At 66.2% G+C, this 9,965-nt stretch carries 10 protein-coding genes, 1 tRNA gene and 1 pseudogene; 8 read left to right on the top strand and 4 right to left on the bottom strand.

Going from position 1 to position 9,965, the window contains the following annotated elements; all coding sequences use genetic code 11:
• Positions 1–178 precede the first annotated feature (178 nt).
• Positions 179–673, top strand: a pseudogene (locus JOD27_RS44285) (transcriptional regulator); the annotation flags it as partial.
• On the opposite strand, the gene JOD27_RS44280 reads toward JOD27_RS44285, so the two are convergent.
• The 3 genes from JOD27_RS44280 to JOD27_RS44270 form a co-directional block, all read right to left on the bottom strand.
• Positions 662–1,012 (bottom strand): signal peptidase I, encoded by a 351-nt coding sequence (locus JOD27_RS44280; RefSeq protein ID WP_307830680.1) that lies wholly within the window; start codon positions 1,010–1,012, stop codon positions 662–664. The pseudogene JOD27_RS44285 and the gene JOD27_RS44280 sit on opposite strands and share 12 nt — an antisense overlap.
• Positions 1,009–2,574, bottom strand: coding sequence for a helix-turn-helix domain-containing protein (locus JOD27_RS44275; RefSeq protein WP_204768406.1), 1,566 nt, complete (start codon positions 2,572–2,574; stop codon positions 1,009–1,011). The genes JOD27_RS44280 and JOD27_RS44275 overlap by 4 nt, the downstream gene beginning before the upstream one ends.
• 128 nt (positions 2,575–2,702) lie before the next feature.
• Entirely contained in the window at positions 2,703–3,086 is a 384-nt protein-coding gene (locus JOD27_RS44270; RefSeq protein WP_204768405.1) for a helix-turn-helix domain-containing protein, read from the bottom strand.
• Between the two features lie 179 nt (positions 3,087–3,265).
• Here JOD27_RS44270 and JOD27_RS44265 point away from each other — a divergent pair, with 179 nt between their 5' ends.
• The 6 genes from JOD27_RS44265 (at position 3,266) to JOD27_RS44240 (ending at position 8,667) form a co-directional block, all read left to right on the top strand.
• On the top strand, positions 3,266–3,442 hold the full coding sequence (locus JOD27_RS44265) for a helix-turn-helix domain-containing protein (protein ID WP_204768404.1): 177 nt from the start codon (positions 3,266–3,268) through the stop codon (positions 3,440–3,442).
• Positions 3,435–3,773 carry a WhiB family transcriptional regulator gene (locus tag JOD27_RS44260; RefSeq protein ID WP_307830679.1) on the top strand — a complete coding sequence of 113 codons (339 nt, stop codon included), beginning with the start codon at positions 3,435–3,437 and terminating at the stop codon, positions 3,771–3,773. Before JOD27_RS44265 ends, JOD27_RS44260 begins: the two co-directional genes overlap by 8 nt.
• Entirely contained in the window at positions 3,770–4,102 is a 333-nt protein-coding gene (locus JOD27_RS44255; RefSeq protein WP_204768403.1) for a hypothetical protein, read from the top strand. Before JOD27_RS44260 ends, JOD27_RS44255 begins: the two co-directional genes overlap by 4 nt.
• The gene (locus JOD27_RS44250; protein WP_307830678.1) at positions 4,099–4,692 is read left to right on the top strand and encodes a hypothetical protein; all 594 of its coding nucleotides are present in this window, start codon (positions 4,099–4,101) and stop codon (positions 4,690–4,692) included. Before JOD27_RS44255 ends, JOD27_RS44250 begins: the two co-directional genes overlap by 4 nt.
• Positions 4,689–6,767: an FtsK/SpoIIIE domain-containing protein gene (locus JOD27_RS44245; RefSeq protein WP_204768402.1), complete on the top strand. Its 2,079-nt coding sequence runs from the start codon at positions 4,689–4,691 to the stop codon at positions 6,765–6,767. Before JOD27_RS44250 ends, JOD27_RS44245 begins: the two co-directional genes overlap by 4 nt.
• A 151-nt stretch (positions 6,768–6,918) precedes the next feature.
• On the top strand, positions 6,919–8,667 hold the full coding sequence (locus JOD27_RS44240; protein ID WP_204768401.1) for a recombinase family protein: 1,749 nt from the start codon (positions 6,919–6,921) through the stop codon (positions 8,665–8,667).
• Here the strand turns inward: JOD27_RS44240 and JOD27_RS44235 are convergent.
• Positions 8,649–8,731 (bottom strand) — tRNA-Leu (locus tag JOD27_RS44235). The genes JOD27_RS44240 and JOD27_RS44235 overlap by 19 nt on opposite strands.
• 234 nt (positions 8,732–8,965) lie before the next feature.
• On the opposite strand from JOD27_RS44235, the gene JOD27_RS44230 reads away from it, so the two are divergent.
• Positions 8,966–9,868, top strand: a complete 903-nt coding sequence (locus JOD27_RS44230; protein ID WP_204768408.1) for a squalene cyclase — start codon at positions 8,966–8,968, stop codon at positions 9,866–9,868.
• Positions 9,869–9,965 lie beyond the last annotated feature (97 nt).

Below are 9,965 nucleotides of genomic sequence, written 5' to 3'. Positions count from 1 at the left end.
GGGTGGACCCCGAAGTCTTTGGCGATCTGCTCGACGGTTACGCCGGGCTCGCGGTCACGGGCGACCCGCACGACATCGTCGCGGAACTCCTGGGGATAGGGCTTGGGCACAGCGACATCCTCCCAGCTCACCATCACGGCAAGCCAACTCAGATGTCACCTATCCGTGCAGCAGACCCGGCTTCCATCAGCCGCTCACCGACCCTCGCGCTGACGTTCGTATCGGTGCCACGCTCCGGCGGGAGCTGGAGGAGGAGTTGTTCGGGCGCGGTGATGTGGACGCGACGACAGGCACGGCGCGGGCGGTGTCGCCCATGCATCCGGGTCGCTGGTCAGCGCCGATGAGGTGGCTGGAGGACGAGCTGGGACGGATGCGGATGGAGTGCACTGGGTTCGGGTTGAACCTCGTGAGCGGCAACTACGAGTTCGCGACGCTCGTGGTGATCGAGGACGAGGAGTTCTGGCCGCGGTTCGGTGGGCAGCTTGAGGCGAACTGGGAGGCGTCCGGGCTGACGTTGTACTCAAGCTTGGACGGCGAACTGATCACAGACTTGGTGCAGCAGGAGGCTTGGAGCAACGAAGGGTTGTTCGCGTTGCTCCAAGGGCTCCGGCGGTTGCGTGAGATCGGCGGCTCGCGGGTGAGCCTGCCGAGCTTTGGGCTGTCAGGTCTGTGATGGCCAGCGGACGGTCATGACGACGGAGTCCGCGAGGGCCTCCCACGAGTGGTCGACGCCTGGACCCCACATGATGTAGTCGCCTTGGCGGGTCATGGTCTTGCTGCCGTCGGTGGTGTCCACGCGGAAGTTGCCTTCTACCAACAGAACCAGCGTCGTGCGCTGGTCGTCTGCGGTCCACTCCGGACGCTTGTCGCCAGCAGGGTGGATGCCCCACTTCACTTCGACGTCCTTTTGAGAGCGGATGCCGATCGATGGGTCGATGAAGTGTCCGACTAGCCAGCCGCGGGTCTCGGTGCTGTCTTCCGCGGCGTTTCCGGCTTGCCAGTTGGCGGTCACCTGATCTCCCATTCGATCTCTGGCAGGTCTACGCGGTTGCCGCCGATCTCGCGGAGGCGGCGCAGGCCCTGAAGAAGGGCGAACAGCCCTTCGTTGCTCCAAGCTACATCGTTCACGAGTTCGTCCAGCAGCTCCCTGTCGTGGCTGGAGTACTGGTGCAGTCGGGACGCTTCCCAGTTCGCTTGGACGTCGCCGCCGAAGCGGTTCCAGAACTCCTGGTCCTCGATCACGATGAGGCTGGCGAACTCGAAGTTGCCGCTCACGAGGTTGAGGCCGAAGCCTGTGCACTCCATGCGGAGACGGCCGGGTTCGGCCAGGAGCCAGCGCATTGGTTCGGAGAGCCGGCTTGGGTGCATCGGGTCCGCGTGGCGCTGTTCGCTGATCGTGTTGTCGATGTCGTGGCGGCCGAACAGTTCTTCTTCGATCTCGCGGCGGAGGGTTGCTCCTACCTGGGTGTCGGCGCGGAAGTCGGTGAGGGGCTGGTGGAAGCCCTTGGGGATCACGGCCAGGCGGCGGGCTGCGTTGATCACGTGGCCTGAGCGTTCCTGGATCAGCAGCAGGTAATCCGGTTCGGCGCGGAACGCGTCCGCAGGGCGGGCGATGGCGGTGAGCGCGAGGGCTCCGCCTGCGCAGAGCCGGTCTCCGACGTCCAGCACTGCGGAGAGGTTCGGCAGGTAGGCGTTGCGCATGGGGAGTGAGCTGGCGTCCGCTGGCTTGTCGGTGGTGAGCGCGTCGATCAGCTCCCCTTCGAGCAGGTCCATCGTCACCACGTAGCCGACGAAGTCGGTCACGCCCACGGTGCCCGCGAGCTGGTGCTTCCGCATGTCGATGTCGAGCAGGCGGAACAGCGGCATGTTCACCATGCGGTTTCCCAAAGCCAGGGCTTCGGCCAGCCGTAGAGCGGCGCGGTCTGCGCTCTCCTCGTCAATGGTGATGTTCTCGGCTGGGGTCACGCCTGCGAGCTTCAGCTTGTCGTGCTTGGGGAACAGCGGGCAGTCGAGGTCGAGCCAGTCCGGGTGAGTCAGCACCGTTGTTGAAGCGGTCGTGTTCTCGCCGAACGCCGCGGTGTAGCGGCCGTGGCCGGTGGTTGTGGTGCCGTAGTAGTCCGCGAGCGCGCGGACGGTGTCGCGTTGGTTCACGTTGCCGCGGCGGACGCCGCGGTCGTGCAGGTCGCGGATGTCGAGGGCGACGAGTCGTGCGGCTACCTCGCGGCGAGCCGTGCCGGGGTCCCAGCCAGCGTGAGCGTCCAGCCAGTTCAGGGCCGCGACGATCGTCGGGTCTGCGGTGAGCCGTCGTTCGGCGTCTTCTGCCGCGCCCGTTGGGAGGTCGAGCGGGCCGCCGCTGACTAGCTTGGCGAAGCGGGCTTTGACGTCGTCAGGAGCTTGCTCCAGTGCGGTGTCGAGGATGCCCTTCATATCTGCGCGTGGCTTCGTGTCCGGCTTCTGGTGCCAGGAGGCGACTGTGCGAACGCCGATGCCCAGGCGTTCGGCGAACGCTTCGTGCGTCAGCCGCATTGCGCTTTGCAGGGCGCTCGCCGTCGCGCCGGTCCAGTCGATGCTCATGTTTGCGCTACCCCCGGAGCGCAGAACTTGCATTGAACATGCATCGCTCATGCATGGGTTTGCACGGCGTTGCGCGCTGGAATTGGTGCATGGAAATCAAGCCGCTCAACCAGCAGAAACGCACCGCGCTACCGGTTCTCGCGAACTTGCTTCGCTACCGACGCGAGGTCGGACTTCAGGTCGTCGAGGCGTTCGGTGATGTCGATCAGGCGCTGCTCGACACTGTCCAAACGCGACCAAAGCGAGTCGCCGGGGTCGGTGATCGGCTCGTCTCGCTCTGGCGGGCGGCGGCCGTGCAGCACTGCGTCGAGGTGCTGCGGGTGCCAACCCATGGCTGTGGACAAGGACTCCAGCGTCCGCGGCCCCCGCCGGCGCTCCACTGTGTGGTGCTGGATCTCGCGGACGATCGCCTGCGAGACGTTCGAACGCTCCGCGAGCTCCCGTTGACGCCAGCCGAGCTCGTTCACGCGCTCGTTGATCGCTCTGGCGACTGCCGCCCAATCCTCCGACACGTATTCCTCCGCGCTCTGCCTCAGCGCTGAGATTAGCCGCTTTTAGTTCTTCGGTGACGCGACACGGCGCATTCCGTGCCGCGTGCGATCAAACGCACCTTCATGTGCGCTGAAATCAATCATTTTGAGCTGAAATCGTCAGCTCAATCTTCGAAGGGTCTATTCCTATGCGTACTTCTGTGTCTTCTGTTCACACCATCCGCGAGACCGCTTGGGTGCTCGGCATCAGCCAGTCCGCCGTCTTCCGGGCGATCCGGCTCGGCATCCTGACCGCCGAACGGCAGTACGGGCGTCTCGTCGTCCTCGGCAGCTCGCTTCGGCGAGTGCTCTCGGAGCCGGGGGTGCTTCGTGACTGATCTGCGGCTGGTCGGTATCGCCTGGTCGCTGGACCACCTGCGATGGGCGTCGACTGATGAGTTGACCGACGTCGTTGAGAGCGACGGGCTGTGTATGTGGGCGTTCACGGATGAACCGCCGTGGGCGGACGAGGAGCTGACCGATCTGGAGTTGGCCGAGCGGCAGTGCTCGGGCTGTCCGGTGCGGGACGAGTGCTTGGAGTTGGAGTTGCGCACGGCCGGTGCTGAGACGGTCGGAGTGTGGGGAGCGTTGCCGGAGGACGAGCGGCGTGAGGTGCATCGGCACTGGCTCCAGCGCGGTGAACGGGCCGAGAGGGGGCCGCGTTCATGAACGCCATCAGCGTCACGCCCACTCAGGTGCTGGCCGTGGTCGGTGTCCTCTTGGTTCTGGTGTTGGTCTGGCGGGCTGGTTCTCGTCGGGTGAAGGCCGCGGCGAACGCGGCACGGTCGAGCGTTCGGCTGATGTCGCTCGGTGGGCGCGTGGTCGTGAACGCCGTGCTGATCGTGATCGTTCAGTGGGTGGTCGTGACGCACGGCGGGAACGGCTGGCTGTTGTTCGCGGTGCTCGGAGTGCCGGCGTTGCTCGCGTCGTACACGTTGACGAAGGCGCTCACGGTGACCACGTACGAGCCGCGCCGCCGTGGTGGTGATCGGAAGTGAGCGAGCCGATCGAGCGGGTGGCCGTGCAGGTGGACCGGTTGTGCTGGACCGGGATTCTGCTCGGGCTCGCGTTCACCATGACCAACGTTCAGCAGTTCGCGGCGGCTGGTGCGGCCGTGTGGTCGCTGGCCTGGTTCGCGGCGTGGCTGTTGGACCCGATGGTGTCGCTGGTGCTGCTGGCGATCCTCCGTGCCGAGCAGGTGACTGCTCGGCACGGCGTGCGGCTCGGCGGATGGGTGCGGGCGGCCAAGTGGTTCACGCTCGGGGCCACGTATGTCATGAACACCTGGAGTGCGTTCGTGGCCGGGTCCGCGGCGCTCGTGGTGCTGCACTCGGTGCCGCCGCTCGTTGTGTTCGTCGCCGCTGAAGCCGTGACGGAGTTGCGGGACAAGCTCGGGATTGCTTCGGGTGCCACGGTGGAGGCCGTGGCACCCGTGCCGCGGACGTCGTTCGCGGAGTATCTGGAGGTAGCTCACAAGGCTCGGAAGTCGAGCGCCAAGGTCTCGCCGGCCTGGGTCCGTGAGGTCACGGGGTGCTCGCGCGGACTGTCGTCGAAGCTGGCTGCGGCGTTGAACGGGGACCAGCGATGAGCGGCGAGTTGGTGCCCGCCGAGGAGGTTTTCGAAGGGGAGCTGGTCGACGAGCGTGCGGCGCTCGTGCGGCGGATCGAGGCGACCTGGCGCTACTCGCGGGTGGTGCCTCCAGTGCTGAAGTCTCGGGAAGCGTTGAAGCTTGCCGCGAAGGATGCGCTTGCTTGGGTGCTTCGTGCACCGCTGCGGTGTGCGAGTGCGGTTGGCCGTGGTCTGGTGGTTGCGGCGCGTGGCTGGCGGAACTGGGTTCGGGTGCGGGACTACCGCGACGCTGCAGAGCAGTCGGAGAAGCTCGCGGACAAGTTCGTTGAGATCCGCGCGCTGACGCTGTTCCGGTGGAAGGTCACCGGCACGGTGCTACTCGCCGGCAGTGCGGTGATCACGGTGGCTTGGGTGCTCTACGGCGACCTCGTGCTGTGGAGCGTTGGAGGCGTCGGCGCGGCCGTACTGGCGATCGTCGGGCGGGCGAAGGACGGCTCACCAGGACGAAAGGCCGTGCTCGCCGGACCGCGCACGCTCACATGGACGATGGACCCTCAGGTTCTGGTCGATGCGTTCCGGGACGCCAAGCTGATCGGCAAGGACGAGTCGCTGCGGCTGGTCGAGCGGGCGTCCCGGCAGGGTGCTGGTTGGGCGATCACCGTGGACCTGCCTGCCACGCGCAAGGCCGCTGACGTCGTGAAGCATCGGGAGGACCTGGCGTCGGCGCTGGCGGTCGACGAGATCCAGCTCAGCGTCGAGCGCGTACGCGGCAACGGAGGTCACGCCGGACGTGTGGCGATGTGGGTGGCCGACGAGGACCCGTACGCCTCACCGCCGATCCGGACGCCGTTGCTGACGGTGGAGCGATGGGACGCGTGGCGACCGGTGCCGTTCGGTACCGACGCTCGGGGACGGCGGATCGACCTGCCGTTGGTGTGGACGTCGGTGCTGATCGGTGCGATTCCCCGGCAGGGGAAGACGATGGCGGAACGGTTGGCTGCGGCTGGGCTCATCCTCGATCCGCACGCGCGGCTGTACGTCGCCGACTTCAAGAACGGGAAGGACTGGCAGGCCGCGGAGCAGGTCGCACATCGGTTCATGGCCGGTGATGACAGCGAGCACGTGTTGGCGTTCTTGGACTGGCTCGTTGAGCTGGTCGCGGACGTTCAGCGGCGGTATCGGCGGATGCAGGACCTGGACGACGTCGCGTGTCCCGAGTCGAAGGTTACGCCGGCGATGTCGCGTGATCCGTCGCTGGACATGCCGATCACGGCGCTGATCGTCGACGAGGTCCACATTGCACTGGAGGATCGCACTCCTGTTGTGGTGCAAGGGAAGAAGCTCACGGCAGGGGAGCAGATCGGTGAGCTGCTGACGTGGCTTGCGAAGAAGGCGCCCGCGGCCGGCCTGGTGCTCGTGCTCGCTACGCAGCGGCCGGACAGCAACACGATTCCGTCGAAGTTGCGGGCGGTGCTCGGGTCGCGGTTCGCGTTGAGGGTCATGGACTGGCGGGACAGCAACATCGTGCTCGGGGAGCAGATGAACACCCGCGGGTACGACAGCAGTCGGTTGCTCCCGTCGCACAAGGGCGTTGGCATCCTGCGGCCGGACGGAGAGACGCAGGCCGGGGCCGATGTGCTCGCACTGACCGTGCGGACGTTTTACATGCCCAACGAGGACTGGCGGGCGATCTGTGAACGCGGCCGCGCGCTCCGCGAGGCCGAAGGCACGCTGACCGGGCAGGCCGCTGGTCAGGACACGCCGCTGCTCCACCACGCGGAGGTCGTGCGGGAGATCGACGGGCCGAGCCGGGACGAGATCGAGTTGCCGGAGCCGTTGGCTGCGGTCGTGGACTACCTCGGAGACGGGCTGGACGAGCGGGAGTTCGTGCCCACGGCCGAGCTGGTGGAGGCGCTGAACGTCGAGCCGACGACGTTCGGGAAGGACATGGGCGACCTGGGGTGCCGACCCACGCGGCAGTACGTCCAGGAGGGAGAGGGCACGCGGCGCGTCCGTGGCTACCTGACGGCGGACATCCGAGCCGCGATTGTTGAAATCGGCGCATCCAGCTTGCGTGCGGTGGACCAGCTATGACCGGTGAAGATCCGGACCGTGGCGAGCTGAAGGTCAACCTTCCGGTGGAGCTACCTGTTCTCACCAGGCGGGTAAGCCGCATACTGCTAGACATCCTGTTCGAGCTGAGCGAGATGGAGGCCCCAGGCGGGGCCTCTCGGAGGGAGGTGTGATGACTGTTGAAATCAGCCGGGACCCGTGGGCGACACTCGATGACCTGTGGGGCATCGAGGTCAGCGAAGTCCTGGAAGACGGCATCGGGCCGGTAGCCGGCTACGGCCGGTGCTCGACGGAGGACAACCAGGACCCGGAGACGTCGCGCGGCTGGCAGTTCGGCAACGCGGAAAAGTTCGTCGGGCCGTTGGGCGGCCGGATCGTGGAGGAGTTCTTCGACGTCGGCAAGTCACGGTCGGTGCCGTGGGAACGGCGCGACGAGGCCTCACGGCTACTGGCAGCGCCAAAGAACCCGCATCGCGGTTGGAATGCCGTTGTTGTGGGGGAGGGGACCAGGTGCTGGTTCGGCAACCAGTTCTCGTTGATCGCCCCGCGGTTCGAGGCCTACGGAGTCGACCTGTGGGTGCCGGAGTTGGGTGGCAAGTACGACCCGCGGAATCCGTCGCACAAGATGCTGATGAGCGTGCTCGGCGGCATGAGCGAGTCCGAGCGTCAGCACGTGCAGGCGCGTGTCCGGGCCGCGATGGACACGCAGGTTCTAAACGAAGGGCGGCACCAGGGCGGACGAGCGCCGTACGGGTACGTCACCGTGGACGGCGGTCCGCATCCGAACCCGCGCAAGTCGGCGGAGGGGTACCGGTTGCGGGTGCTCGCAATTGACGACGAGTCCGCCTGGGTCGTCCAGCGCATCTTCGCCGAGTACTTGAGCGGCATGGGGGACCGGGCCATTGCCAACGGACTCAACCGTGACCGGGTTCTGTGTCCGTCCGCGCGACGGCCGGATCAGAACAAGCATCGGCCTGGAGACGGCTGGCAGGGCAGCACTGTGCGGGCCATCCTGGAGAACCCGAGGTATACCGGCTATGCATTCTTCGGCCGTTCCACGAAGTTCGAGACGCTGCTCGATCCCGACGACGTCTCTGCCGGTCACGTGGTCCGGTTCCGCAAAGCCAGTCCGGATCGAGTGGTCCGGTCGCGCAATCCCGCGCATCCGAAGATCGTCGAGATTGAGGACTTCACGGCCGCTCAACTCCTGCGGAAGTCGAAGGGCAGCTTGCGCGCCGCTCGGAAGACGGAGCGGACTGGGCGGGCGGTGAAACACCGGTACCTGTTCCGCGGTCGTATCCGGTGTGACATCTGCTGGCGGAAGATGGAGGGCAGCCCGCGAAAGAAGGCGATGTATTACCGGTGCCCGGCGCGCACATTGGCTCCGGGATCTCCTGTGCTCGCGTCACATCCTGGTGTGGTCTATTTGAGAGAGGACGCTCTCCAGGACGCGGTGAATGGCTGGCTGGGGCATGTCTTCGATCGGAAGAACCGGGATCGGACCGTCGCCGCGTTGATGGATTCACAAGAGCCGGTGATCCAGATCGGTCGTGATGCCGCCAAGAAGCGACTCGCTGAGGCGGAAGCCAAGTTGACCAGGTTCCAGAACGCGATCATGGCTGGCGTGGACCCTGCGGCGCTGGTCGAGGCGATCAACGAGGCGCAGGCCGAGCGGCTCGCGTCACGAGCGGCCCTGGACAACGTCCCAGCACCGGTGGAGGTGGATGTCGCCGAGATCTACGCGGCGATTGACTCGATAGGGGACGTCAGCGCGGCACTGAGAGGTCACGCACCGACGAGACTGGAAGAGTTGTACGAAGCGATAGACCTGCAGGTCCGGTACAAGCAAAACCCCCACGAAGCTGATGTTTCCATCAACCCCGTGGGGGTGAATAACGCTCGTGTCCGAGGGGGGACTTGAACCCCCACCCCCTTGCGGGGACTAGCACCTCAAGCTAGCGCGTCTGCCATTCCGCCACCCGGACGTATTCAGTTCTGCCGCGGCTCGCGCCGTGGTGTGTGCATAGATTACATGATCGTCCCCGCACACCAAAATCGGGGTGTCGGGCCGGGGTTTGTGCTGGTGAGGGCCGTGGTTCGGGGGTTGGTGCGGGGTGGCCTTGCCAGCCGCGCGGCCGCAGCTGGGGTGGGCGGGCGGCTGGGCTTGTGCCGAGGTGGCGGTGTGGTGGCGGGGCTAGAGTCGCGGCGTGCGGGACGTGATGGGGTGGTTGCTCGACTCTGACCCGGCCTTGCGGTGGCAGGTTGAGCGGGACTTGGTGGGTGCGCCGCGGGAGGTTTGGGAGGCCACGCGGGCTCGGGTTGCTGTTGAGGGGTTTGGGGCTCGGCTGCTGGCGGCGCAGGGGGCCGACGGCATGTGGGATGGCGGGGCCTTCTTTCCGCGTGGGTTTCGTGGAGAGGAGGGTGGGCAGCCGTGGACGGCTACCACTTGGTCGTTGAACTCCTTGCGGGAGTGGGGGGTCGACGCTGCGGTGTTGCGGGGGCGGCGGACGGTTGAGTTGTTGGAGGCCAACTGTCGGTGGGAGTACCAGGGGCTGCCCTATTGGGGTGGGGAGGTTGACTGCTGCATCAACGCTTGGACGTTGGCCAACGGGGTGTGGCTTGGGGCTGATGTCGGTGGGATCGCTGAGTGGTTCGCGCGGCATCAGCTTGAGGACGGTGGGTGGAATTGTGAGTGGGTTGAGGGGGCGCGGCGGTCTTCGTTTCACTCGACGCTCAACGCGCTCAAAGGATTGCTCGCTTGGGGCGGGGCCGGCGATGTGAGACGGGCTGGTGAGGAGTACCTGCTCGAGAGGCGGCTGTGTAGGCGGTTGTCCACCGGGGATGTGGTGGGGGAGTGGGTTGGGCAGTTCCGGTGGCCGTTTCGGTGGGGGTACAGCGTGCTCAACGCCGCGGACTACTTTCGGCGGGCTGGGCGGAGGGATCCGCGGATGGCTGAGGCCATTGGGATGATCAGGGCACAGAGGCAGGCTGACGGGACCTGGTTGCAGGCGGGGCGGCATCCTGGGCGGGTGTGGTTCGAGATCGATGTCGAGGCTGGGGAGCCGTCCAAGTGGCTCACCTTTTGTGCGATGAGGGTTCTTCGGTGGTGGGGCGAGGACTAGATCCAATGCCGTGTAGTTAGCGGCGTGGGCTGGCTGTCAAGGCCGGCTGAAACAGGCAACGGAGTTCCTGCTAGAACAGCGTCGACCAAGATCGTTG

The organism is Lentzea nigeriaca, from assembly GCF_016907955.1.
Lineage (GTDB): Bacteria > Actinomycetota > Actinomycetes > Mycobacteriales > Pseudonocardiaceae > Lentzea > Lentzea nigeriaca.
Note: the sequence above shows the minus strand (reverse complement) of the source record. Positions and strands in the feature narration are given on the sequence as shown.

What these genes read in the sequence shown, in the direction of transcription:
- JOD27_RS44275 (WP_204768406.1), bottom strand. Translation starts at nt 2,574, where the DNA reads ATGAGCATCGACTGGACCGGCGCGACGGCGAGCGCCCTGCAAAGCGCA.
- JOD27_RS44255 (WP_204768403.1), top strand. Translation starts at nt 3,770, where the DNA reads ATGAACGCCATCAGCGTCACGCCCACTCAGGTGCTGGCCGTGGTCGGT.
- JOD27_RS44245 (WP_204768402.1), top strand. Translation starts at nt 4,689, where the DNA reads ATGAGCGGCGAGTTGGTGCCCGCCGAGGAGGTTTTCGAAGGGGAGCTG.
- JOD27_RS44240 (WP_204768401.1), top strand. Translation starts at nt 6,919, where the DNA reads ATGACTGTTGAAATCAGCCGGGACCCGTGGGCGACACTCGATGACCTG.
- JOD27_RS44230 (WP_204768408.1), top strand. Translation starts at nt 8,966, where the DNA reads ATGGGGTGGTTGCTCGACTCTGACCCGGCCTTGCGGTGGCAGGTTGAG.